The organism is Jatrophihabitans lederbergiae (assembly GCF_031845305.1).
Lineage (GTDB): Bacteria > Actinomycetota > Actinomycetes > Mycobacteriales > Jatrophihabitantaceae > Jatrophihabitans_A > Jatrophihabitans_A lederbergiae.
In genome coordinates this window covers 44,560-68,638 of sequence record NZ_JAVREH010000003.1, presented here as the reverse complement: position 1 = coordinate 68,638, position 24,079 = coordinate 44,560, and the positions used below count along the sequence as shown (strand labels likewise).

At 69.5% G+C, this 24,079-nt stretch carries 20 protein-coding genes; 4 read left to right on the top strand and 16 right to left on the bottom strand.

All coding sequences use genetic code 11. The features are described from left to right. Positions 1–29 precede the first annotated feature (29 nt). Positions 30–578 (bottom strand): 2'-5' RNA ligase family protein, encoded by a 549-nt coding sequence (locus RM423_RS03180; protein WP_311421545.1) that lies wholly within the window; start codon positions 576–578, stop codon positions 30–32. 6 nt (positions 579–584) lie between these two features. Then, entirely contained in the window at positions 585–2,522 is a 1,938-nt protein-coding gene (lepA, locus tag RM423_RS03175) for a translation elongation factor 4 (RefSeq protein WP_396327574.1), read from the bottom strand. Between the two features lie 194 nt (positions 2,523–2,716). Between lepA and RM423_RS03170 the strand changes: the two genes are divergently transcribed. Both RM423_RS03170 and rpsT read left to right on the top strand, forming a co-directional pair. Next, positions 2,717–3,097 (top strand): hypothetical protein, encoded by a 381-nt coding sequence (locus RM423_RS03170; RefSeq protein WP_311421544.1) that lies wholly within the window; start codon positions 2,717–2,719, stop codon positions 3,095–3,097. Between the two features lie 118 nt (positions 3,098–3,215). After that, a complete protein-coding gene (rpsT, locus tag RM423_RS03165; RefSeq protein ID WP_311421543.1) occupies positions 3,216–3,476 on the top strand; it encodes a 30S ribosomal protein S20 in 261 nt (86 codons plus the stop codon). A 266-nt stretch (positions 3,477–3,742) separates the two neighbouring features. On the opposite strand, the gene holA is transcribed toward rpsT, so the two are convergent. The 3 genes from holA to RM423_RS03150 all read right to left on the bottom strand — a co-directional run bounded on the left by holA (position 3,743) and on the right by RM423_RS03150 (position 8,061). After that, positions 3,743–4,747: a DNA polymerase III subunit delta gene (gene holA / locus RM423_RS03160; RefSeq protein WP_311421542.1), complete on the bottom strand. Its 1,005-nt coding sequence runs from the start codon at positions 4,745–4,747 to the stop codon at positions 3,743–3,745. Between the two features lie 204 nt (positions 4,748–4,951). Continuing rightward, on the bottom strand, positions 4,952–7,390 hold the full coding sequence (locus tag RM423_RS03155) for a ComEC/Rec2 family competence protein (RefSeq protein ID WP_311421541.1): 2,439 nt from the start codon (positions 7,388–7,390) through the stop codon (positions 4,952–4,954). Next, positions 7,387–8,061, bottom strand: coding sequence for a ComEA family DNA-binding protein (locus RM423_RS03150; protein ID WP_311421540.1), 675 nt, complete (start codon positions 8,059–8,061; stop codon positions 7,387–7,389). The genes RM423_RS03155 and RM423_RS03150 overlap by 4 nt, the downstream gene beginning before the upstream one ends. 382 nt (positions 8,062–8,443) lie before the next feature. Here RM423_RS03150 and RM423_RS03145 point away from each other — a divergent pair, with 382 nt between their 5' ends. Further along, the gene (locus RM423_RS03145) at positions 8,444–10,090 is read left to right on the top strand and encodes a hypothetical protein (RefSeq protein WP_311421539.1); all 1,647 of its coding nucleotides are present in this window, start codon (positions 8,444–8,446) and stop codon (positions 10,088–10,090) included. Between the two features lie 26 nt (positions 10,091–10,116). On the opposite strand, the gene RM423_RS03140 is transcribed toward RM423_RS03145, so the two are convergent. The 10 genes from RM423_RS03140 to mtrA form a co-directional block, all read right to left on the bottom strand. Beyond that, positions 10,117–10,983 (bottom strand): DegV family protein, encoded by an 867-nt coding sequence (locus RM423_RS03140; RefSeq protein ID WP_311421538.1) that lies wholly within the window; start codon positions 10,981–10,983, stop codon positions 10,117–10,119. Positions 10,984–10,992: 9 nt separating this feature from the next. Beyond that, on the bottom strand, positions 10,993–13,875 hold the full coding sequence (gene leuS, locus RM423_RS03135; RefSeq protein ID WP_311421537.1) for a leucine--tRNA ligase: 2,883 nt from the start codon (positions 13,873–13,875) through the stop codon (positions 10,993–10,995). Positions 13,876–14,033: 158 nt separating this feature from the next. Next, on the bottom strand, positions 14,034–14,813 hold the full coding sequence (locus tag RM423_RS03130; RefSeq protein ID WP_311421536.1) for an SGNH/GDSL hydrolase family protein: 780 nt from the start codon (positions 14,811–14,813) through the stop codon (positions 14,034–14,036). Then, entirely contained in the window at positions 14,814–15,458 is a 645-nt protein-coding gene (locus RM423_RS03125) for a histidine phosphatase family protein (protein ID WP_311421535.1), read from the bottom strand. After that, positions 15,458–15,913 carry a ribosome silencing factor gene (gene rsfS / locus RM423_RS03120; protein ID WP_311421534.1) on the bottom strand — a complete coding sequence of 152 codons (456 nt, stop codon included), beginning with the start codon at positions 15,911–15,913 and terminating at the stop codon, positions 15,458–15,460. The genes RM423_RS03125 and rsfS overlap by 1 nt, the downstream gene beginning before the upstream one ends. Before the next feature lie 102 nt (positions 15,914–16,015). Beyond that, positions 16,016–16,648, bottom strand: coding sequence for a ribosome hibernation-promoting factor, HPF/YfiA family (gene hpf / locus RM423_RS03115; RefSeq protein ID WP_396327573.1), 633 nt, complete (start codon positions 16,646–16,648; stop codon positions 16,016–16,018). A 130-nt stretch (positions 16,649–16,778) separates the two neighbouring features. Then, the gene (locus RM423_RS03110) at positions 16,779–17,546 is read right to left on the bottom strand and encodes a ComF family protein (protein ID WP_311421532.1); all 768 of its coding nucleotides are present in this window, start codon (positions 17,544–17,546) and stop codon (positions 16,779–16,781) included. Positions 17,547–17,715: 169 nt separating this feature from the next. Beyond that, positions 17,716–19,452: an LpqB family beta-propeller domain-containing protein gene (locus tag RM423_RS03105; RefSeq protein WP_311421531.1), complete on the bottom strand. Its 1,737-nt coding sequence runs from the start codon at positions 19,450–19,452 to the stop codon at positions 17,716–17,718. Continuing rightward, a complete protein-coding gene (mtrB, locus tag RM423_RS03100; protein ID WP_311421530.1) occupies positions 19,449–21,185 on the bottom strand; it encodes an MtrAB system histidine kinase MtrB in 1,737 nt (578 codons plus the stop codon). Before mtrB ends, RM423_RS03105 begins: the two co-directional genes overlap by 4 nt. After that, positions 21,182–21,871, bottom strand: coding sequence for an MtrAB system response regulator MtrA (gene mtrA, locus RM423_RS03095; protein ID WP_311421529.1), 690 nt, complete (start codon positions 21,869–21,871; stop codon positions 21,182–21,184). Before mtrA ends, mtrB begins: the two co-directional genes overlap by 4 nt. A gap of 140 nt (positions 21,872–22,011) precedes the next feature. Here mtrA and RM423_RS03090 point away from each other — a divergent pair, with 140 nt between their 5' ends. Further along, the gene (locus RM423_RS03090; RefSeq protein ID WP_311421528.1) at positions 22,012–22,350 is read left to right on the top strand and encodes a cation:dicarboxylate symporter family transporter; all 339 of its coding nucleotides are present in this window, start codon (positions 22,012–22,014) and stop codon (positions 22,348–22,350) included. Between the two features lie 239 nt (positions 22,351–22,589). On the opposite strand, the gene ahcY is transcribed toward RM423_RS03090, so the two are convergent. Then, a complete protein-coding gene (gene ahcY, locus RM423_RS03085; RefSeq protein WP_396327580.1) occupies positions 22,590–24,074 on the bottom strand; it encodes an adenosylhomocysteinase in 1,485 nt (494 codons plus the stop codon). Positions 24,075–24,079: the final 5 nt, after the last annotated feature.

Here is a 24,079-nt window from a genome sequence, read left to right as displayed (position 1 = left end):
GCTGGACCTGTCGGACTGCTGGGCGTGGTTCAGCGCTTGCCGGTGAGCCGGAATGACGTCCGGGTGACGCAGCGGCCGTCGCTGACCTCCAGCACGCTGATCCGATCGGCCCGGGCGGTGATCGGCAGTTGCCCACGCACGGTCGACAGCATCTCTTCCAGCTCGGCCGCCGCGACGCTGCTGGACACCGTCAGGTGCGGCGTCACGTCGTCGCCGTGCACACCCTCGTACGGCGGGTAGTCAGGCCAGCAGCTCAGCACATCGTCGATCAGCGCCAGGAACTCATCCGTCGGCTCGGGCGAGAGCCAGTACACGTCCGGACCGTGCCGGTTCTCGAAGACCCCGAAGTCGCGGAAGCTCACGTTGAACGGCGGCCAGCTCCTGGCCAGCTGCGCGACCGCATCCAGGTCGGCCTCGGTGATCTCGGCCGGCGGTACCCAGGGCACCAGCAGGGTCACGTGCGCCGGCACGCCACTCACCGCCGCGTCGTAGCGAGACCGCCAGTGCCCGATCAACGACTCCAGCTCCGGCAGCGCGATGACCAGGCCACTGTGATCGCGCAACGCGAAATCGTGCATCACTTCTTACCGCTTGCCGGAGTCGGGTGACTCGGTGGTGGACAGCGCCGCGATGAACGCCTCCTGCGGCACCTCGACCCGTCCCACCATCTTCATCCGCTTCTTGCCCTCTTTCTGCTTCTCGAGCAGCTTGCGCTTACGGGTGATGTCACCGCCGTAGCACTTGGCAAGCACGTCCTTGCGGATGGCGCGGATGCTCTCGCGGGCGATGACCCGAGCGCCGATGGCGGCCTGGATCGGCACCTCGAACTGCTGGCGCGGGATCAGCTCGCGCAGCTTCGTCGTCATCATCACGCCGTAGGCATAGGCCTTGTCCTTGTGCACGATCGCCGAGAACGCGTCCACCGGCTCGCCCTGCAGCAGGATGTCGACCTTCACCAGGTCGGCGTTCTGCTCGCCGGCCTGCTCGTAGTCCAGGCTGGCGTAGCCGCGGGTGCGCGACTTGAGGGCGTCGAAGAAGTCGAAGATGATCTCGCCGAGCGGCAGCGTGTAGCGCAGTTCGACGCGGGTCTCGGACAGGTAGTCCATGCCGAGCAGGGTGCCGCGCCGGCTCTGGCACAGCTCCATGATCGCGCCGACGTACTCGCTGGGCGCGATGATCATCGACTTGACGATCGGCTCGAAGACGTCCGCGATCTTCTGCCCGGACGGCCAGTCGGACGGATTGGTGACCACGAACTCGCGGCCGTCCTCGAGCACCACCCGGTTCACCACGTTGGGCGCGGTCGAGATCAGGTCGAGGCCGAACTCTCTTTCGAGGCGGTCTCTGGTGATCTCGAGGTGCAGCAGTCCGAGGAAGCCGCAGCGGAAGCCGAAGCCCAGCGCGCCGGACGATTCAGGCTCGTACACCAGCGCGGCGTCGTTGAGCCGTAGCCGGTCGAGGGCGTCGCGCAGCAGTGGAAAGTCGGAGCCGTCGATCGGGAACAGGCCCGAATAGACCATCGGGTTGGGATCGCGGTAGCCACCGAGGGCCTCGGTGGCCGGCTTGCCCGAGTCGGTGACGGTGTCGCCGACCTTGGACTGCCGGACGTCCTTCACCCCCGTGATCAGGTAACCGACCTCGCCGACGCCCAGGCCCTTGGACGGGACGGGCTCGGGCGAGATGACGCCGACCTCCAGCAGTTCGTGGGTGGCGCCGGTGGACATCATCTTGATCTTCTGCCGGGGCACGATGTTGCCGTCGATGACCCGGACGTAGGTGATCACGCCGCGGTAGATGTCATAGACCGAGTCGAAGATCATGGCGCGGGCCGGCGCGTCGGCGTCCCCCACCGGCGGGGGGACGTCGCGGCAGATGACGTCCAGCAGGTCCTCGATGCCCTGGCCGGTCTTGGCCGACACCCGCAGCACGTCGTCGGGATCGCAGCCGATGATGTGGGCGAGCTCGGCGGCGTACAGGTCCGGCTGGGCGGCCGGCAGGTCGATCTTGTTCAGCACCGGGATGACCTGCAGGTCGTTCTCCAGCGCCAGATACAGGTTCGCCAGGGTCTGCGCCTCGATGCCCTGGGCGGCGTCGACGAGCAGCACCGCGCCCTCGCAGGCGGCGAGGCTGCGCGAGACCTCGTAGGTGAAGTCGACGTGGCCGGGGGTGTCGATCATGTGCAGCGTGTAATCGGTGCCATTTAAGCGCGACTGCCACGGCATCCGGACGTTCTGCGCCTTGATGGTGATGCCGCGCTCGCGCTCGATGTCCATCCGGTCCAGGTACTGGGCCCGGGCCTGGCGCGAATCGACCACGCCGGTCAGCCGCAGCATCTGATCAGCCAGCGTCGACTTGCCGTGGTCGATGTGAGCGATGATCGAGAAGTTGCGGATGCGGTCCGACGGAGTGGCGCCGGCGGGGCTCGGAATAGCGGGCACAGGCTGCTCTCTGAAAGATTGGACGAGTCCGGTTGCCCGGCACCGACCCCAGCTCGCGCGGGGCGTTGCCCGCAATTCTCCCATGCCCGGGGTCGGGTAGCGGCACGGGCGGGGATTCCGCTCGGCCGCGGTCGCTTGGCGTGACCAGGTTGGTATCAGGTTGGTATAGCGAGCGGCCGCTATGGCGGCTCGACGGCATACCAACTCGAGCCGCGGCGGAAGGGTAGCCAAGCGGCCGACGTGCTGCCACGGCCAGTGCCGGATGCGAGGATGGGGCCATGACCCAGCCTGCTCCGGACCCACGCGCCGTCACCGAATACCGCATTCCCGCCACCGCCCTGCTGGCCGGCGACCTGGTGAACACCTCCCCCGGCGGCGAGGACGACTGGCAGCAGGTGCTGTCCGTCCACACCGCCGAGGCACCGGGCGAGGACGCCGAGGCGACCAGCCTGATCGCCGAGATCGGCGACCGCTACGTGATGGTCCGGTTGACCGATGTCGCCCCGGTGGACAGCCCGGTGTACTTCGAGAACGGCACCGCGCTGGCCTTCGGCCTGGACGGCGCCGAGGACGGGCCGGTCACCGACGTACTGTCGGACCCGAACTCGGTACGGACGTTCCTGTACACCCGGTTCGAGCTGGTCACCGTCCGCGCCTGACGCTGCCGTCCCCCAGGGATTTGGGGCGGCGTGTTGCGCACTGGTAATCTGGCGAGGTTGTCCGCGACAGCGCGGCGACCAAGGTTTCACATCAACGATCGGCATTTGAGGCAACTTCGTGGCGAACATCAAGTCCCAGATCAAGCGGATCCGCACGAACGAGGCGGCTCGGCAGCGCAACAAGAGCGTCAAGAGCGCGCTGAAGACGTCTATCCGTTCCTTCCGTGAGGCCGCCGAGTCGGGCGACAAGGACAAGGCGAGCACCGCTCTGGTGAGTGCCTCCCGTCAGCTGGACAAGGCCGTCAGCAAGGGCGTCATCCACGCCAACCAGGCAGCGAACAAGAAGTCCGCGATGGCGCACCGCGTCAGCGCTCTCTAAGCAGCCGCATACTTTCCAGCCCGCGCGCTGGCCACCTGGCCGGTACGCGGGTTTTGTGCTGCCCGCATGGCGCTGCGAGGGCGCAGCGCTTGCCAGCCGGTTGCTGTCCGCGGGTCGCTGCCTGCCAATCGTTGTCCGCCGGTGGTTGGCTGCTGGCGCCTCAGCGGCTGCTGCCCGATCGACCTACCACCGGGTCGCCAGAGCGACCACAGGCCAGGTCAAACGCCGACCGTTAGCGAACATTTGTGGGCAGCGGGCGATCTGGTTCAGCGGGCGCTTCGGGCGGCGGCGATTTTGCGGACGGCCGACTCCAGGGCGTACTCCGGATCGGCAGCTGCTCCCTTGACATCGGCGTTCAGTGCCGCGACCACGCCGAGCGCCCTGCGCAGGCCGGGCTCGGTCCAACCGTTGGACTGCGTCCGGGCGCGCTTGACCTTCCACGGCGGCATGCCGAGTGACTGAGCGAGCCTGAACGGGTCCCCCGGGCCGGCTCCGACTACCCGAGCGACTGATCGGATGCCGTCGGCCAGCGCATCCGCGACGAGAACCGGGGCGACCCCCACGTTCAGGGCCCATCGCAGGTTGGTCAGGGCGGCGGCAACGTTGCCGATCACAGCTTGGTCGGCCACCGCGAATCCGGTGACCTCGGCACGACCACGGTGGTAGGCCGCAACCGCGGCCGCGTCGATGGAGCCGCCGGTGTCGCCAACAAGCTGTGCGATGACGGCTGAGATCTCACGCAGGTCGCTGCCGACGGCGTCCAGCACTGCACTGGCGGCGTCGGCGGTGATCTTGCCCTTGAACCGGCGGACCTCGCTGCGCAAGAACGCCTGCCGGTCCTCCGGCCGGGTCAGCTTGGCGCAGACGATCTCGGTCGCCTTGGCCTTGCGGACCTTGTCCAGTGTCGCCTTGCCCTTGGCTCCGCCGACGTGCTGGACGACCACGGCAGCATCCGGGCCTGGATCGAGCAGCATCGGTACGACCGTCGTGGCGACGGCCGCCGGAAGGTCCTGTGCCGAGCGCAGCATCACGACCCGCCGGCCACCGAAAAGGGACGGGCTGAGCAGCTGGATCAGCTCGACCGAGTCCACCGTGGATGCTTCGACCTCATGCACCTCGGTGTCCGGGTCCTCTTCCAGTGCGGCATGCCGCAGATCATCAAGGGCGCGGCTGACGAGGAACTCCTCATCGCCGACCACGAGCGTCAGCGGTGCGATCGGCTCGGCAGCCGACCGGTCAGCGGGTTGGCGGCTAGCGGCGGGGGTCGGCACCTGAAAATGATTTCATGCGCGACCGACAACGCGGCGGAGCCCGGCACGGCGGCGGGTGCCGAGCCGTGGACGAGTGGCGCGGTCCCGGCCCGAGGTGTCCAGCCGGGTTGCTGATCGCCGGAGATAAGCGGCGTTCGAGACCACCGCGGCCCGCTACGCCATCGAACTGAGCCGACGGCAGATCGCGGCTGGGCTGCATTCCGTCTACGCCTGGTGCGGCCAAAGGCAATGCGCACGGCCGGAGGACGGTGGCCCCCTGGCGTTACCCGTCCGTGTCGAGTGCACCACCGGCACAAGCCGGCTGCCGTCACGGACGACCGCGATGTCACCGTCCTGGTCAGTTCGGCGAGTCGGCACACCCAACCGCGCGAGCTCGGCGATCAGCAACGGTGACGGGTGACCGTAGTCGTTGCCCAATCCGACCGACACCAGCGCCAGCCGGGCGTGCACCGCCTGCAGGAATGCCGGATCGGAGTACGCGCTGCCGTGGTGCGGCACCTTGAGGATGTCCGCCCGCAGATCCACACCCGATGCCAGCAAGTCGTCCTGGGCCTCCAGCTCGGCGTCACCGGGCAGCAGGACGCGGGTACCACCGATGGCCGCTCGCATGACCACGGATGAGTTGTTCGGATCCGACCGGGTGCCGTGAAACAACTGCCTCGGCCCGAGGACGTCAAGGTGCACTCCCCCGGCATCCAGCGTGGCGCCGGCGCTGACCTGCTCCAGCCGCAAACCGCGGGTCGCCAGCACATTCAGCACCAGCCGATGACCGGTCACCGGCTCGCTCAGCGGCGAGGTCAGCACCCGTCCGACCTCGCGCTCGTGCAACACCCCGGACAGGCCGCCGACGTGGTCGAGGTGGGAATGGCTCAGCACCAGCAACGGCACCCGGGTCACGCCCAGCTCGTGCAGGCACCGGTCCACCGCGACCGGGTCCGGGCCGGCGTCCACCACCACCGCACTTCCGCCACCGGCATTGAGCACCAGTGCGTCGCCCTGGCCGATATCGCACGCCACGATGACCCAGCCGTGCGGCGGCCACGCCACCACGACAGCGCGTCCCGGTATCTGCACCAGCACGCCGACCGCCACGCCCACGGCGAACAGCACCCGGACCCCGCTGTGCCGACAGGCGAGCGCGGTCCCCACCGACAACGCCATCAGCAGCAGCCCACCCGGCACCCCGGACGGCCAGGGCAGCGACGCGCCCGGCAACGAGCCGAAATACTCCGCTACCCACACCAGCCAGCGGCACGGCCAGCCGGCCAGTTGCGCCAAGAGCGCACCAAGCGGTAGGCAGAGCACCGACGTCACCGCAGCCAGCACCCCGAGCACAGTCGCCGCGGCCACCACCGGTTCGGCGAGCAGGTTCGCCGGGATCGCGACCAGACTGATCCGGCCGCTGATCCCCGCGATGATCGGAACGGTGGTGAGGTGGGCTGCCGCGGCAACCGCCAGCGGCTCCGCCAGACCCGTCGGCACACCCCGCCGGGCCAGGGCATCCGCCCATCCGGGGGCAATCAGCATCAGCGCCGCCGTCGCCGCCACCGACAGCGTGAAACCCAGGTCCACCGCCAAGGAAGGCTGCCACAGCAGCAGTCCCAACACGGATGCCGCTAGGACCGGCACCGCCCCGCGCTGCCGTCCGGAAGCCAACGCCGTCAGCGCGATCGCAGCCATCAGCGCGGCCCGCAGCACGCTCGGTGACGGTCGGGCGATCACCACAAACCCGACCAGCACCACCCCGCCCAGCACCGCGATCGTCCGCGGCGACGCCTTCATCCGCCGCAACACCAGCGCGACGGCACCGATCAAGATCGAGCAGTTCGTGCCACTGACGGCAGTCAGGTGTGTCAGTCCCGCCACCCGGAACCGGTTCGCGAGCACCGGATCGAGCTGACTGGTATCGCCGTCCACCAGCCCCGGAAGCAACCCGCGCGCCAGCACCGGCAAACCAGCCGAGGCCCGCTGCAGACCGCTGCGGACCTCACCCGCAGCCCGCTGCCACCACGGCGGACGCCCGAGTAGCTCCGGATCGGTGCGAGCCGACAACGTCGCGGTCAAGAGATTGTCCTTGAGCGGGGGTTGCAGCGTCGCATCCAGGCGCACCCGCTGCCCCGGCAAGATCCCACGCCACGCATCCGACGGGCCGAGCACCAGCACCGACCCCGCCACCGTCGTCCGGTGACCTGCGACCACCACCGCCAGCAGCTTCGCGTCGATGGCGCTGCGCGGTGACCCCGACGTCCCGTGCGCGGCCAGCGGACGAGGATCACCGGTCACCCGCAGCTCCGCGGTGACCTGCACCCGGCTTCGCGCCATTCGCGCCAGCTCGCCGTCCCGCGCCCGATGTAGCCGTGCCGACAGCGGCGGCAGCACCAGCACCACGCAGCACGCCGCGAAGGCGACCGGAAGCAACCTCGGACACCGTCGGCCGGTACCCAGCAGCAGAACCGTCAGCACCACCGCCACGGCCGCGCCGATCGCAGCCGTACTCGCGCTTCGGCCCAGCCCCCAGATCACCGCCGCCCACGCCGCCATCGCTCCCACCGCCAGCCGCAGATCCACCGGCTCCCGCTCACCGTCCGGTTCCTTCACCCGACGGTTGGTCAGCTTCCGAACGTCCAGCTGGTGGTGGCTCATCCGACAGTCACCAGCGGCTTGAGATCGGCGAACTTCGCGTCGCCAATGCCCGAAACTGACTGCAACTGGTCCACACTGTCGAACTTCGAGTGCTGAGTGCGCCAATCCACGATCCGCTGGGCGAGCACCGGCCCCACCCCGGGAAGGGCGTCCAGCTGGCTTGCTGTCGCCGAGTTCAGATCCACCAATGCCGAGCTAGAAGCTGCCGAGGACGGCGCCCCGGCGGCATCCCCGCCACCACCGCCAGCACTTCCACCGGCATCGGCACCGCCACCAGTTCCCGGAGCCGCAGGGACAGTGATCCCGATGGCGACCTGCTCGCCGTCGCTGAGCTTGCGGGCAAGGTTGACCGCCACCAGGTCGACTCCGGTCAGCGCGCCACCGGCGGCGGCTACCGCGTCGTCCACCCTGGCGCCCGCAGCCAACCGGTAGACCCCCGGTTTGCGGACCTTGCCCACCACGTCGACCACTACAGCGGCTTCGCTGTGCGCGGCGCTCGCTCCAGAACCGGCGGGTGACGGACTCGCCAGCGGTGACATCAGCGAGCCGCCAGGACTTATCGGTGGCGGCGCACTCGTCAACCCGGTCGTCGCGGCCGCCAAGCGGTGCGGCCGAGAGGCGAGCACCCATGCCCCCGTGACCACCAGCGACACCATCGCGACAACCGCCATCGCGACAACCGCCCGTCGTCCCGGGTTCAGCCGGGCGTGCCTGAACCCGGCAGCGCCGGAGCCGCCTGCGTTGAAGCGATCGCCGACGAACCGGGCGCTCAGCGAGGAGACCCGATCCCTGACCCCTCGTCCTTCTGCTCCACGCTGCTGCACCCCAACGACGCTAGGTGGGAGCAGCCGGCCGGAACGGGGTTTGCCACGACTGTGGACAGCCGCTCCAACTGTGGAGAAGGCCGGATCACGGAATCGCATCAGGGCCGACGAGCGTCACGTCCGTCCGGTCATCATCGCGGTTGCCGTGCGGAGCACTGCACCCGCTCCCGCTGGCCCCGGCCTGAGCGTTCGGGTAAACCACCTCGCTGCGGATGGAAGACTGCCGAGTGTGCCCGTGACGTCCCTGCCGCTTGCCCAGCCCGACGCCGGGCCGGGCTCGCTGTGGCACCCGGTCACGTTCGCCCGCCGACTGTGGAACTCCGGTTACCGCCCCGCGCTGATCGCCACCGGCGTGTCGATGCTGCTGGCGTGGGGCTTTCTGCTGCTGCCCCCGATGAACACCGACCTCGCCGCACAGTTGGCCCGCGCCGACTTCGCGTCCAGGTACCCGTTCTCGATCATCGACTTCCGGTGGTTCGGCGGCACCGTGGAGTACGGCTACACCCTGTGGGCTTCGACCCTGATGGCGCACGTCGGCACGAAACCGACCGGAGCACTCGCCGCGGTGATCGGCACCTGGTACACCGTCCGGCTGCTGCACCGGCTCAGACCGGCGCGCCCGGTGCTCGGCGGGATCGCGGCGGCGGTCACCCAGGTCGCCAACGTGGTGGAGGGCCGGATCACCTTCGCCTGCGGCCTGGCCTGCGGCCTGATCGCCCTGACGCTGCTGACCACCACCCGGCTGCCGCGCTGGTTGGCGATCGCACTGGCGATCCTGTTCAGTCTGCTGTGCGGCGGGGCGAGCCCGGTCGCCGGCCTGCTGCTGTGGATCGCCGGTGGCGTCGCCGTGCTGCTGCGGCGTCCCGGCGCGGCCGCTGCCCTCATCGTGCCGGCCGGTATCTCGATGGCCATCACGTCGGTAATCTTCGGCGACGGCGGCCGCCAGCCGTTCACCTTCGTCGATTGTGGGGCATCCCTGCTGGCGCTGGCCATCGTGCTGGCCACGGTCCCCCGGCGCTGCCACCCGATCCGGCTCGGCGCGGGCCTCGGCATCGTGCTGGTACTGGCCGCGTTCGTCCTTCCGACGCCGGTCGGTTCGAACGCCACCCGGCTCAGCCTGCTGTTCGCACTGCCCATCGCCGCCTCGTTCATCCACTGGCGAACCCGGTCGCTCACCATCCTGGCGCTGGTGGTGATCCTGGTGGTGCAGCTACCGGTCAGCCCCAGCACGATCGCCAGCACCGGCCGGGTCAGCGGCTACAGCGGCTACTACACCCCGGTCATCGACGAGATCCGTACCCGCGGCCCGCTGACCGGCCGGGTCGAGGTGCCCGAGCTGGCCGGGCACTGGGACTCGGTCTACCTGGCCCGCGGCGTCCCGCTGGCGCGGGGCTGGTTGCGCCAGACCGACATCCGGCTCAACGACGCCGTGTTCTACCAGCAAAAGCCGACCGCCGCCTCATACCGGACGTTTCTCACCGACAACGCCGTGCAGTACGTGGCGGTGCCCGATGCCGAGCTCACCGGCTACGGGCGCGCCGAGCTGGCGCTGATCAGGACCAACCTGGATTACCTCAATCCGACCTGGCGAAACGCGCACTGGACGATGTATGAGGTACGGGGCTTCGAGCCGCTCGTCAACCCCCCGTCACGGGTTCTCAGCCAGCATCCCGACGCGATCGTCGTCTCGGTGCCGGCGAACAGTTCGGTGCGGGTGCGGCTGCGCTGGTACCGGTGGCTGGGCATGGAGAGCAGGGACAAGGACGCCTGCATCAAGCAGGACGGCCTGTACGTCACGCTGAATACCGGGGCCGGCGGGAATTACACCTTCAACTCCAAATTCCCCATCGGGACCGGGCACTGCCCGAAGAATTGAGGGCACTGCCCCATTGGACTGAGCGGCTACAGCCGGTTCACGACGACGCCCAACAGACCAGGCCCGACATGGGCGCCGACAACCGCCCCGACCTCGGACTGGTGCAACTCCCGCAGGTTCGGCAGCGCCTCGCGGAGCTGCCGCGCCACGTCTGCCGCCCGCTCCGGCGACGCCAGGTGCTGCACCGCGATATCCACCTCGCCGCTGCCCGCGTGGTTGACCGTGAGCTGCACCAGCCGGGCGATCGCCTTGGACGCGGTTCGCACCTTCTCCAGCGGCACGATCTTGCCGTCGGCCAGGTGCAGCAGCGGCTTGACGGCCAGCGCCGTGCCGAGCATCGCCGCCGCGGTGCCGATCCGACCGCCGCGATGCAGCCACTCCAGCGAGTCCACGTAGAACAGCGCCGAGGTGCGCTCCCGGGCGGCCCGGGCGGCCTGCTCCACGGCCTCGGCACCCGCTCCGGCCGCTGCCGCCCGTGCCGCGGCCAGCACCGCGAAGCCCAGGGCCATCGCCGTCGAGCGGGAGTCCAGCACCCGCACCACACCCTCGTCCAGCTCGGCCGCCGCCAGCCGGGCGGAGTCGCAGGTACCCGACAGCTCAGCGGAGAGGTGCACCGAGACGACAGCCTCGGCGCCCTCGCGCAGCGCGCAGCGGTACACCTCGAGGAACTCCGCCGGCGTCGGGCGCGAGGTGGTAACGGCCGTCCGGTTGCGCAGCGCGGCCGTCACATCGGCCGGGCTGACGTCGCGGCCCTCCTGGCCGGTCCGGCCGTCCAGCTGCACCTGCAGCGCGACCAGCCGCACTCCGAGGGCGTCCGACAGCGCCACCGGTAGATAGGACGTCGAGTCGGTGACGACGGCGACCCGCTGAGGTGCGCGCTGCTGGGTTGCCATTCCCCGACGTTAGACGACGAAGTTGACCAGCCGGCCGGGCACGGCGATCACTCGCTTGACCGGACGGTCGGCCAGGGCGCTGAGCACCTTGTCCTCGGCCCGGGCGGCTGCCTCCATCGCGGCCGCGTCGGCATCCGCCGCGACGTGGATCACCGAGCGCACCTTGCCGTTGACCTGCACCGGGACCTCGATCGTGTCGTCCACCAACAGCCCCTCGTCCACGACGGGAAACTCCTGCCACGCCAGCGACTCGGCATGACCCAGCTTCGACCACAGTTCCTCGGCCGCGTGCGGTGCCAGCGGAGCCAGCATCAGCGTCAGCGCCTCGGCCACCGCGCGGGGCGCCCCACCGTCCGGGTACAGCTGGGTGACGGTGTTGTTCAGCTCGGTGATGCGGGCGATCGAGGTGTTGAACCGCAGCGTCTCGTAACCGTCGCGAACCGCGGAAATCGTCTTGTGCAGCAGCCTGTTCAGCTCGTCCGGCACGTCCATGTCGGCCACGTGCGGCCGCCCGGTCTGCTCGTCCAGCACCACCCGCCAGATCCGCTGCAGCAACCGGTACGGTCCGACGATGGCCTTGGCATCCCATGGCCGGGACTGGTCCAGCGGCCCCGAGAACATCTCGAACAGCCGGAACGTGTCGGTTCCGAAGTCGGCGACGAACTGGTCCGGGGCGACGACATTCTTCAGGCTCTTGCCGATCTTGCCGAACTCACGCTGTACCTGCTGGCCCTCGAACAAGAATGCGCCGTCGGCCTCGGTCACCTCGGCAGCCTCGACGTAGAAACCGTCGGCGTTGGTGTAGGCCGGCAGTTGCAGCATTCCCTGATTGACCAGCCGGTGAAAGGGTTCCGCACTCGAGACATGGCCCAGGTCGAACAGCACCTTGTGCCAGAACCGCGAGTACAGCAGATGGAGCACGGCATGCTCGACTCCGCCGACGTACAGGTCGACACCACCCAGCGGACGTTCCTCGGTGGGACCCATCCAGTAGTTCTCGACCTGCTTGTCCACCAGCGCGTCGTCGTTGGCCGGATCGAGATACCGCAGCTCGTACCAGCACGAACCGGCCCAGTTCGGCATGGTGTTGGTCTCGCGGCGATAGCTCTTCAGGCCGTCGCCCAGATCCAGCTCGACGTTCACCCAGTCGGTCAGCCGGCCCAGCGGGGGCTCGGGATCGGAGTCCACGTCATCGGGCGGGTAGGACTTCGGCGTGAAGTCGTTCGTCTCCGGCAGCCGCAGCGGCAGCATCGAGTCCGGCAGCGCGATCGGCTGGTTGTTCTCGTCGTACACGATCGGAAACGGCTCGCCCCAGTATCGCTGCCGGCTGAACAGCCAGTCGCGCAAACGGTAAGTGGTCGCGCCCCGGCCGCGACCGGACCGCTCCAGGTACTCGATGATCCGCGCCTTGGCCTCGTTCACGCCCAGACCGTTGAGGTCGACCTCGTCGTTGGCCGATTTCATGGCCGGCCCGTCGCCGAGGAAGGCCTTTCTGGCAAAGGACTCCGGCGGTTGGACGGTGCGAATGATGGGAAGCTTGAACGCCTCGGCGAACTCCCAGTCGCGCTCGTCCTGCGCGGGGACAGCCATGATCGCCCCAGTGCCGTATCCCATCAGGACGTAGTCGGCAATGAACACCGGCAGCCGGGCACCGGTCACCGGGTTGATGGCGAATGCCCCGATGAACACACCGGTCTTCGCCTTCGCATCGGCCCCCTGGCGGTCCAGATCGGTCTTGGCGGCGGCCTCCCGCTGATAGGCGGCGACGGCCGCGGCAGGGTCCGGGTAGCCGCCGGTCCATTCCTGCTCGGTGCCCTCGGGCCAGCTGACCGCTGTCAGGTCCGCCACCATCGGATGCTCCGGCGCCAGCACCATGTACGTCGCGCCGAACAGCGTGTCCGGACGGGTGGTGAAGACGGTGATGTCGCCGCTCTCGGTCGCGAAGTGGACGTGCGCGCCGATCGAGCGGCCGATCCAGTTCTTCTGCATCGTCCGGACCTTCTCGGGCCAGTCGATGTAGTCCAGATCGGCCAGCAGCCGGTCCGCGTAGGCGGTGATCCGCAGCATCCACTGGGCCAGCGGCTTGCGGAACACCGGGAAGTTGCCGCGCTCGGACCGGCCGTCCGCGGTGACCTCTTCATTCGCCAGCACCGTCCCCAGTCCGGGACACCAGTTCACCGGCAGCTTCGAGACGTAGGCCAGCCGGTGCCGGTCGATCACGGTCCTGCGCTGGCTCTCGTCCAGGTCCGACCACGGCAGGCCGAAGTCATTCGCGCCCTCGTCCGGCTCACGTCTGCCGGCATTCAGATCGCTGATCAGCTCGGAGATCGGCCGGGCACGCCCCACGCCGTTGTCAGCGTCGGAGTCGTAGAAGGAGTTGAACAGCTGCAGGAAGATCCACTGCGTCCAGCGGTAGAACTCCGGATCGGTGGTCGAGATGACCCGACGTTGGTCGTGGCCCAGGCCCAGCGCACGCAGCTGGCGCTTGAACACCTCGATGTTCTTGTTGGTGGTCGTGGCCGGATGCTGTCCGGTCTGCAACGCGTACTGCTCGGCCGGCAGGCCGAACGCGTCGAAGCCCATGGTGTGCAGCACGTTCTCACCGCGCATCCGCAGGTACCGGGCGTAGACGTCGGTGCCGATGTAACCCAGCGGGTGCCCGACGTGCAGCCCCGCGCCGGACGGGTACGGGAACATGTCCATCACGAAGGTGTGCGGCTTGCCGGCGACCCGCTCGAAGCCGGTGCTCAGCTCACCGATGGGGTTCGGGGCGTTGAAGGTGCCGCGCTCGGCCCACTCCTGCTGCCACCGCGACTCCAGCTCGTTGGCGAGCGCGGCACTGTACCGGAACGGCGGAATGTCAGCGGCGTCGTTGGCGTGCGTGGCCGTCATGGCTGCGGCTCCCGATCATGTGTCGTGCGGACTGTGGGCATCTAACCCTGGACATAGCAAGAGCCCCTGCGCAATCGCAGAGGCTCACGCCACACTGGCCTACGTCCGGGGCTCAGCGCGGCTCGGTAAGGAGCAGGGTCATTGCCATGGCGGGAATACTACTCGGCACCGGCAGCGCCCGTTACGGATTGCTGGGCGAGCACCCCCGCCGTTCGCTCCCCCACGTCGCGGTGGCAGTTCCAGCCCCAGTGGATGCCGTCGACATTCATGCCGGACGAGCCGATGTGCGGCGCCACCCACTGATCGAGCCGCAGCAAGTCCACGTTGAGCCGCTCGGCCCACGCCAGGGTGGCGTGGACGGCGCGCTGGTGCCCGGCGGTGACCCGGCCGTAGCCGGGCGCGACATGCGGCGGTGGTGTGATCCCGACGATCCTGGCATCCGGCTGGAAATGCCGGATGCCCTGCACGCACCGGGTCAGGTAGTGGTCGGTGAGGCCCTGCGGCAGGTTGCGCCACCGGCCGTTGAGCAACCGCGACCCCACCGGCTGCAGCCTGCGGAAGGTGGCCGTCGCGGCCAGCCGCACGGGCTTGGGGCGTAGCAGCCGGATGCCCTCGCGCAGGTGGGCGGGCAGGATCGCCGGCAGGTAGTCCATGCCGCCGACCGCGAGGATGACCGTGTCGGCCCGCGGCAGCAGGACGGAGTACAGGTACGGATCGCGGGTGACGGCGAACCAGGCGTCCCGAGCGGTCCAGCCGCGCCGTCCGAAGATGGTGGCCGAGCTCGCGGCTCCGCCGGCGGTGAGGGCAGCGGCCAGCACGTTCGGCCACAGCCGCGGCTCGGTGGTGAGCTCTCCCATTCCGGGGCCGTGAAAGGCGAGGGAGTCGCTCAGCACCAGGATTTCGTGCGAGCGCGCCGCCGGTTCGGACGGGAGCGGCACTCAGGCGTCCGCGTCGGAGTGGTCGCCGTCCGGTGCCAGCAGCGGGATCACCGGCCCGGGTGGCCCGGCGTTGTGTGCCCGCAGGGTCCAGCCGTCGCCCGAGTTGCGCAGCTCCGTCCAGTGGCAGTTCGCCAGCGGGCCGAGGATGGACGGCGTCTGTGGCAGGCCGAGCAGCGCGGCCGACAGGCACATCGAGGTGGCGCCGTGGCTGACCAGCACCGCCAGCGGCACGGGCGCCAGCTGGTCGACGACGGACAGGGCGCGCTCGGCGACCTGCCGACGGCTCTCGCCGCCGCGCCGGGCCACGTCGCGGCCGGCGAGCCAGTCGGCGAACTCCTCGGGATAGCGGCTCTGGACCTCGTCGCGGGTCAGGCCCTGCCAGTGGCCGAGATTCCGTTCTCGCAACCGCTTGTCGACCGTGAGCGGCACTCCGCTCAGCGAGGAGACCTTCTGCGCGGTCTGCCGCGCGCGTTCGAGATCCGAGGAAATCAGGACGTCAGGATTCATCGCGGCCACCAGCGCGGCGGCCTCGATCGCCTGGACCTGGCCCACCTCGTCGAGCGGTGGATCTTCTTGGCCCTGGTAACGCCGCTCGGCGTTCCAGGCCGTGCGGCCATGGCGCAGCAGCACGATCCGGCGTTGCACTACTCCGGGTCGCCCTGCGACACCGTCACGTCGGCACGAGCGTCATCCTGAGGTGCGGTCTCACTCTCGGTGCTGCCGGCCTGCGCGGCGGCCAGGTGCGCGTCGGTGAACTCGATCACGGGGCAGTCCTTCCAGAGCCGCTCGAGGGAGTAGAAGACCCGCTCCTCGGCATGCTGGATGTGCACCACGATCTCGGCATAGTCCAGCAGCACCCAGCGTCCGTCGCGCTTACCCTCGCGCCGCAGCGGCTTGACGCCGGCCCGGCGGAGCTGCTCCTCGACCTCGTCGACGATCGCTTCGACCTGGCGCTCGTTGCTGCCGGTGGCGATGACGAACACATCCGTGATCGCGAGACGTTCGCTGACGTCGATCAGGACGATGTCGGTGGCGAGTTTGTCTGCCGCTGCCTGTCCGGCGATGCGGGCGAGGTCTGCGGCGGTGTCAGTGGCGGTCATGATGGCCCCAGAATACCTGCGGGATGGGCGCCTGAATGACCAACAGGCCCGCGGCGGTGGGCCGGTTGGTCGTCCCAGCCGGTTCAGCGCGCGCCCGGAAGCTCAGTCAACGAGGCGGATCACGCCGTAGTCATAGCCCTTGCGCCGATAGACCACGCTCGGACGGCCACCGTCGGCGTCGGCGAAGAGGTAGAAGTCGTGGCCGACCAGCTCCATCTCATAGAGCGCCTGCTCGATGGTCATCGGCTTGGCCGGATGCTCCTTCTCGCGCACCACCAGCCCTGGGTTGTCGAGCTTGCTCCCGCCCTCGTTGTCGCCCTCGTTGTCGCCCTCGGCAGGCGGGTCTGCGACGGCGACCGCGGTGGAGTCGGGGTCGCGCTCGATCAACCCGCTGGTGGCCGTGGCCACCGATGTCGGCGTGTGCCGTCCGTGGTGCACCCGGCGACGGTCGGCAGCCTGGCGGAACTTGCGCTCCAGTCGCTCGATCGCCATGTCCAGGGCCTTGTAGAAGTCCGCGGCGCAGGCCTCCACCCGCACGACCGGTCCCGGCACGCGGCACGTGATCTCCACCCGCTGGCAGTTCTCGGACTGCCGGGGATTCTTCTCGTGGAGCAACTCCACATCGGTGCGGATGATTCTGCCGTCATATCGCTCGACGCGGGTCAGTTTCTCAGCGACGTGCTGCCGGTAGTGCTCGGGGACCTCGACGTTCCGGCCCCTCACGACAATCTCCACGCGACCTCCAGTGCGCTCCCGGCACCAGCTCAGAAGCGCCCCAACACCCTCGCGAGCCACATTCCGAGCTGGCCCGTCAGAAGGCTTGGCGGCGCGTAATCCGTGCTGGCGCCTATGTTCGGTAGGTCACTCAGACGCTAGCCCACTCGTGGGGGTCTGCCCAGTTGCACGCGTTGGTTCCGGCTGCCGCGGACTGCTTCCGCGCACCGTCGCTCGCGCCGCTGGCACCGGCGGCGGCCGCCGGGTACCGCCGCCTCGTCGCCCCCACCACGGCGGCTCCGAGAACCCGCCAACCGGCCTCGGTGAGGGCCCGCTCCGCTTCGGCGAGAGTGGTGCCGGTGGTGACGATGTCATCGACGATCACGGCGTCGAGCGGCCCGCGGCCCGGTGGCCTCGCAGCCCGCATCCGGTGCGCCAGGTTCGCCGCCCGCGCCGCCGTGGACAGCCCCGCGGAGTCGGCCACCCCGGAGCTCACCGACAACGTGGAGCACAGCGGCAACTGGGACTGCCGGGCCACCAGCCGGGCGAGCCGCAGTACGTGGTCACCGCCGCGTTGACGGGCCGCCGATCGCCGCGACGGCACCGGCACCAGCACCGGTCGCGGCCGGCCCGTTGCCGCCGTGCCGGCCTGCCGGCTCAGCACGTCCACCGCGTCACTGAGGTAGGCCGAGAGCGGTTCGGCCAGGGCGCGATGGCCCCGCTCCTTGTACGCGATCAGGGCACTGCGCAGCTCGGCGTCGTACTCACCGGCGGCGCAGACCGCCGGCCCGGTCGCCGTCGCCGCCAGCTCGGGGACCGACGCCGGACGGCAGGCCGCGCACCAGAGCGGCCCGGACCGCTGGCAACAGATACAGCTCGACGGCAGTACCAGGTCGATCAACTCCGCAAGCAGCCCCATGGAGCGCAGCCTGGCGCACCGGAGTGCCGCGCTACCGACCTCGGGGGGAAACTGTGGAGGGCTACCGCGGCCTGTGCACAACCGGCCTGTGCACAACCGGCCTGTGCACAACCGGCCTGTACAGAACGGGTCACGAGGCCGGACAAGGGGCGGTCACGGCCACAACCCGTCACGGGGCATAGACCGGGTTCACCCCAGCAGTCGGCGTGGCACCCGGGAACGAGGTCCAGCCGCTGCCCCGCTGCGTCCAGATCGAGTCGCTGGCCGACACCAGTGGCGACTGCTGCGACGACGCCGCGATCGATGTCGGCACCCCGGGTAGGCCGACGTTGCTCAACGGCCCGAGGTACGAGCCATCGGACTGCACCTGCCAGACCCTGGTCTCGTCCCCGGGTGCCTGTGCCACGATGAGCAGCTTGGTGGGGTCCACCCAGGCGACGTCGGTGACGGACAGCCGCGCGGGTGTCAGCGGTTCGAACGAGTCGATCCGGACGTCATCGCCCGAGGTGACGACGGACCCGATCCAGGCCGTCTTGGTTCCGTTCGCCGCGCGCAGCACCGCGGCGAGCCGCACGCCGTCGGAGCTGAACCTCAGCGCGAGCACCTGGCCCGGTGACAGCCCGCCCACCGGCGAGGTGATCGACACCGCCCGTGCGGCCGTTCCGGGCCCGACCCGGTAGATCGCGCCGGACATACCGACGCCCACCCACACCTCGTCGGCGTGCGGTCGCCACTCGGGACGGCTGAGCGCGCCCGTGGGCAGCCGCACGTCGGCCAGCTTCGCGACGTTGCCGACCCGCAGCGTGTTCGCCGACACGCCCGCGACGTCCAGGCCCCCGGAGTTGCCGCGGCGAAGGGCGACCGAGCTGAACTTGCGAACCGGCTGCCCGAGCGGGCCGGTGACCGGCTTGTCGTCCAGGCCGCTGATCACCGCACCGTTGCGGAGGAAGTACGGCGTGACGCCGGGCGGCGCGCTGTCGGGGCCGCCGAAGGTGAAGTCGACGGAGCTGAAAATCGGGCCTCCAGCGTCCGGGATGCCGACCGTCCGGCCGGCGTCGGTCAACCGCAACCGGCCGCCGGCGAAGGCCACCTGACCCAGGGTGTACGCCAGTTGCGCGGCCAGCCCATTCTTTCCGGCCGCGTCCAGCTGCGCCGTGCCCGGCATCTCGACCACGATGGGGTCGCCGAGCTGGACGCTGGGTCGGCCGACCTGGTCGGGCACCTCGTTCAGCACCGACTGCGCCAGCTCCGGCCGCGGACCGACGAGCAGTTGGTCGAGCAGCCAGGTCGCCAGCGCCTGGCCGTCCAGCGCCGAGTACCGCAGATCTGGAACCAGGGTCGTCTCGCCGGAGTCGAAGAAGTACAGCTTGCGTGGCAGGTAATTGTCCTGGAACTGGCGCTGGCTGATCAGCACGCCCGGCTGCAGTTGGTCGATGCGCCACTGACCCGACAGCTGGCGTAGCCCGAAGCTGAACGTCTCCTGATCCCCGACGCCGGTTCCCTTGAGGGTGGGGCTGAATACGCCGTTGGCGTCGAGCTGACCGACGCGGTGACCGATCACCTCGACCCGCGCACCGGAACCCACCATGCTGGGCACCCCGACGGTTGTCTCGTCGACAACGGTCACGGTGTTGTCCTGCCACTTGCGCGCGGCGGCGTTCGTCAGGAACTGGCGCGAGGTCGAGTGCCCGGCGTCGGCGGCGACCCCCGCCGTGATGAAGTCGGACACGATGTCGCGCGGGCCGGCGTCGGCATTCGGTGAGATGTTCGGCTCCGCCGACTGCGCGTTGCCGCCGCGGTCGACCGTGCGGACGACCTGTGGGGCCGACTGCCGGGGGACGCCGGTGCACGCCGTCAGTACCAGCAGCGCCGACGCCAGCGCACCCAACCGTAGCCGCGAGCTCATGCTTGCACGTCGCTTCCGGCTCGGGCCGGATCGGGCGCGGCGAGGGGCGCCCGCGGCCGCGAGCCAAGGTCCACGGCCGCGGTCGAGCCCGGTTTCACCGGCAGCGCCGAGGTGTCCAGCGGCTCCAACGGCAGCGGCGAGGACTGGACGGTGTCGCCCGCCGTCCGTGGCACCGTCATCCGGAAGACCGCACCCTTGCCGCGCTCCCCCCACGCCTGCAGCCAACCCTGGTGAAGCCGGATGTCCTCGAGGCTGATGGCCAGGCCGAGGCCGGTCCCGCCGGTGAGCCGGCTGCGTGAGGGATCCCCACGCCAGAACCGGTTGAACACCAGGGCAGCCTCACCCGGCCGCAGGCCCACTCCGTAGTCGCGCACGGTCACCGCGGCGGCGGCGGCGTCCGCGGCGAGCCGCACCTCGACGGGCTTGCCCTCGGCGTGGTCCAGGGCGTTGCCGATCAGGTTGCGCAGCACCCGTTCGATCCGGCGGGTGTCCACATCGGCCAGAATCGGTCCCCCCGGCGCGGCGACGAGCAACTCGACCCCATGCCGCTCGGCCAGCACCCGGCTGGCCAGCACCGCGCGCTCGACGATGCCGACCAGGTCCACGCTCTCGGTCTCGAGCTGGGCCACTCCCGCGTCATAGCGCGAGATCTCGAGCAGCTCGGCGAGCAGGCTCTCGAACCGGTCGAGCTCGTTGCTGAGCAATTCCGCCGAGCGCGCCAGCTCGGGCGCGAAGCTCTGCCTGCTGCCGTAGAGCAGCTCGGCCGCCATCCGGACGGTGGTCAGTGGCGTGCGCAGCTCGTGGGACACGTCGGAGGTGAAGCGCTGCTGCAACCGTGAGAGCTTCTCCAGCCGCTGGATCTGCTGCTGGAGGCTGTTGGCCATGTCGTTGAAGGACTCACCCAGCAGGGCGATGTCATCCTCGCCGCTGACCTCGATGCGCTGCGCGAGATCGCCGGCCGCGAGCCGCTCGGCGGTCTGGGCGGCGACCCGCACCGGCCGCACCACCAGCCCGGTGACCAGCACCGCGATCGCCGCCACCAGCAGCACGAGCGCCAGGCCGGCGATGAGCACGGTGCGCTGGACCAGGTCGAGGGTGTTCTGCTCGGCGGTCAGCGGAAACAGGTAGTACAGCTCGAACGAGCCTGCCTGAGTACTCACCGGCTGCCCGACGATGAGTCCCGGGGTGCTGGAAGGCGGGTTGCCGGGCCGGGTGATCGGCGCGTACTGGACCGCCAGGGCGCCCCGCTCCACCTGCTGGCGCAGGGACGAGGGGACCGCGAGCCCCACCGGCAGCTGCCGGTTCAGCGAGTCGTCGGTGGACCGAACCGCACGAAAGAACAGATCTCCGGTCGGCACCCCGCCGGCGCTGGGGTTCGGAGCCGAGGTGATCTGGTCGACGGCCTGCCGGATGCCGTTGAGGTCGCCCGGCGTCAACCCGTCGAACTGCGCGGTCGCCGCCTCCAGGCCCAGGGTGGCCTGACCGATCGACGCGTCGCGCTTGGCCTTGAGAACGCCGTTTCCGATCTGATCCACCAGGAGCATCCCGATGATCAGCACCACCACGCCGGTGACGAGAACCGTGCTCGTCGCCACCCGGAACTGCAGCGAGCGTCGCCAGAGCGAGTGGAGCCTGCGCACACCGGAACCGGCGAACCCGCCCCGGCCGCGTGCGATGGACCGGCCGAGCGAGCGGACCGTGGGTAATGCGGCCCATCGAGCGAAAGGGGTCACGGCGGTCCGGCTTTGTAGCCGACCCCGCGAACCGTCAGAACGACCTCCGGACGCTCCGGGTCACGCTCGACCTTGGAGCGCAGGCGTTGGACGTGCACATTGACCAGCCGGGTGTCCGCGGCATGGCGGTAGCCCCACACCTGTTCCAGCAGCACCTCGCGGGTGAACACCTGGCGGGGCTTGCGGGCCAGCGCGACGAGCAGGTCGAACTCCAGGGGCGTGAGCGAGATCTGCGCTCCGTCTCGTACCACCTGGTGGGCGGGCACGTCGATGCTCACGGGGGACTCCGGGGGCCCGATCGTCAGCGTCTCGCCACCGGCCTCGTCGTAGCGGCGCAGCCGGGCCCGCATCCGGGCCGTCAGCTCCTTGGGCTTGAACGGCTTCACGACATAGTCGTCGGCACCGGACTCCAAGCCGAGGACGATGTCCACGGTGTCGGTCTTGGCAGTCAGCATGATGATGGGCGTTCCGGACTCCGCCCGAATGGCACGGCACACGTCGATGCCGCTGGCGCCGGGCAGCATCAGGTCGAGCAGCACGATGTCGGGCTTGACCTCTCGAAACGCGGCGAGCGCGCGAGAGCCGTCAGGGACGAACGCGGGCTCGAACCCTTCCGAACGCAGCACGATACCGAGCATCTCCGCCAGTGATGAGTCGTCGTCGACTACCAGAACGCGAGGCTTCATGCCTCCATCGTGGCACCTCTGACACGATAACGTCGGCAGCGGCACCCCGCCACCGTGTGTCAGCGCCACCGCCGGTCAGGTGGCGACATCCTGGCGGGTTCACCGGCGGCCGAGCACGGCTCTGACACTATGGCGCAACGGTGACGCAGACGAAACGCCATTGGTACAGCCAGCTGTGGTTCTGGGTCCTGGTGGCCATCGCCGCCGGGATCCTGTTCGGTCTGGTGGACAAAGCTGATGCCCTACCCGCGAAGTGGCTGGCCGACGCCTTCACACAGCTGATCAAGGTCGTCACCGCGCCGGTGATCTTCTGCACCGTCGTGGTCGGCATCGCCTCGCTCACCAGCCTCGCAAAGGCCGGCCGGCTGGCGCTGGCCGCGCTGAGCTACTTCCTGGTGGCCACCCTCATCGCCCTCACGCTCGGCCTGCTCGCCGGCAATCTGATCGGCCCGGGCCGGGGCTTCCACGCGACGACGTGAAGTTCGCGGCCGCCGTGAACGGACCCACGAGAGATCAACGCGGCGGTGGACCGGGGCGAGCTGGTCGCGTCAACCGCCATCAGCGAGCCGACCCCGGTGCACACCGGCTGACCGGAGGCCACCGGAACGTCCACCGACGACCGCGGCCCGGTTCCCCCGAGAGTGTCGGGGGAAACCGGGCCGCGTTGTGCGCTCAGCGGCAGTGCTGACCGGCAGTCGCCGGGACCAGCGGTGGCCGACTAGTAGCGGTAGTGCTCCGGCTTGTACGGGCCGGCCACGTCCACGCCGATGTACTCGGCCTGGTCCTTGCTCAGGACGGTCAGCTTGGCGCCGACCGCGTCCAGGTGCAGCCGGGCGACCTTCTCGTCCAGGTGCTTGGGGAGCAGGTACACGCTGGCGGTGTCGCCGCTGGTGTAGGCGTCGGCGTTGGTGTGCAGTTCGATCTGGGCGATCGTCTGGTTGGAGAACGACGCGCTCATCACGAAGCTCGGGTGACCGGTGGCGTTGCCCAGGTTCAGCAGGCGGCCCTCGCTCAGCACGATGATCGAGTGGCCTGGCTGGGTGCCATAGCTCGGGAACTTCCACTCGTGCACCTGCGGCTTGATCTCGATCTTCTCGATGCCGGGGATGCGGGCGAGGCCGGCCATGTCGATCTCGTTGTCGAAGTGGCCGATGTTGCCGACGATCGCGTTGTGCTTCATCTTGGCCATGTGCTCGGCCATGATGATGTCCTTGTTGCCGGTGGTGGTGACGAAGATGTCACCCTTCTCGACGACGTCCTCGAGCCGGACGACCTCGAGCCCGTCCATGGCCGCCTGCAGCGCGCAGATCGGGTCGACCTCGGTGACGACGACGCGGGCACCCTGGCCACGCAGCGACTCGACCGAGCCCTTGCCGACGTCGCCGTAGCCGCAGATGACGGCCATCTTGCCGGCGATCATCACGTCGGTGGCGCGGTTGATGCCGTCGATCAGCGAGTGCCGGCAACCGTACTTGTTGTCGAACTTGCTCTTGGTGACGGAGTCGTTGACGTTGATCGCCGGAAACAGCAGGGTGCCGGCCTTGGCGAACTCGTACAGCCGGTGGACGCCCGTGGTGGTCTCTTCGGTGACTCCGATGATGTCCTGCGACATCTTGGTGTACCGGGTCGGGTACGCGGCGACGCTGCGACGCAGGGTGTCGAGGATGATCTTGTATTCCTCGGAGTCGTTCTCGTCGGCGGACGGAACCGCGCCGGCCGCTTCGTACTCGACGCCCATGTGGATCAGCAGGGTCGCGTCGCCACCGTCATCGACGATGGAGTGCGGGCCGGAGCCGTCGGGCCAGGTCAGCATCTGCTCGGTGCACCACCAGTACTCCTCCAGCGTCTCGCCCTTCCAGGCGAAGACGGGAATGCCGGTCGGGTTCTCGGGGGTGCCGTCCGGGCCCACGACGATCGCGGCGGCGGCGTGGTCCTGCGTGGAGAAGATGTTGCAGCTGACCCAGCGGACGTCGGCGCCCAGGGCGGCCAGCGTCTCGATCAGGACGGCGGTCTGGGTGGTCATGTGCAGCGAGCCGGCGACCTTCTTGCCGGCCAGTGGCTGGGCCGCGCCGAACTCCTTGCGCAGCGCCATCAGGCCGGGCATCTCGTGCTCGGCGAGCTGGATCTCTTTGCGGCCGTAGGCGGCCAGCGACAGGTCTGCGACCTTGAACGCGCTGACGGAGCCAGCACTGTCGGGGGTCAGGTTCA

Excerpts from the sequence above, each read along its gene's own strand:
- RM423_RS03105 (WP_311421531.1), bottom strand. The coding sequence starts at position 19,452 with ATGAGCTCGCGGCTACGGTTGGGTGCGCTGGCGTCGGCGCTGCTGGTA.
- RM423_RS03180 (WP_311421545.1), bottom strand. The coding sequence starts at position 578 with ATGCACGATTTCGCGTTGCGCGATCACAGTGGCCTGGTCATCGCGCTG.
- leuS (WP_311421537.1), bottom strand. The coding sequence starts at position 13,875 with ATGACGGCCACGCACGCCAACGACGCCGCTGACATTCCGCCGTTCCGG.
- RM423_RS03155 (WP_311421541.1), bottom strand. The coding sequence starts at position 7,390 with ATGAGCCACCACCAGCTGGACGTTCGGAAGCTGACCAACCGTCGGGTG.
- lepA (WP_396327574.1), bottom strand. The coding sequence starts at position 2,522 with ATGGGAGAATTGCGGGCAACGCCCCGCGCGAGCTGGGGTCGGTGCCGG.
- RM423_RS03150 (WP_311421540.1), bottom strand. The coding sequence starts at position 8,061 with ATGGCGGTTGTCGCGATGGTGTCGCTGGTGGTCACGGGGGCATGGGTG.
- RM423_RS03170 (WP_311421544.1), top strand. The coding sequence starts at position 2,717 with ATGACCCAGCCTGCTCCGGACCCACGCGCCGTCACCGAATACCGCATT.
- RM423_RS03110 (WP_311421532.1), bottom strand. The coding sequence starts at position 17,546 with ATGGGGCTGCTTGCGGAGTTGATCGACCTGGTACTGCCGTCGAGCTGT.
- mtrA (WP_311421529.1), bottom strand. The coding sequence starts at position 21,871 with ATGAAGCCTCGCGTTCTGGTAGTCGACGACGACTCATCACTGGCGGAG.
- rsfS (WP_311421534.1), bottom strand. The coding sequence starts at position 15,913 with ATGACCGCCACTGACACCGCCGCAGACCTCGCCCGCATCGCCGGACAG.
- RM423_RS03140 (WP_311421538.1), bottom strand. The coding sequence starts at position 10,983 with ATGGCAACCCAGCAGCGCGCACCTCAGCGGGTCGCCGTCGTCACCGAC.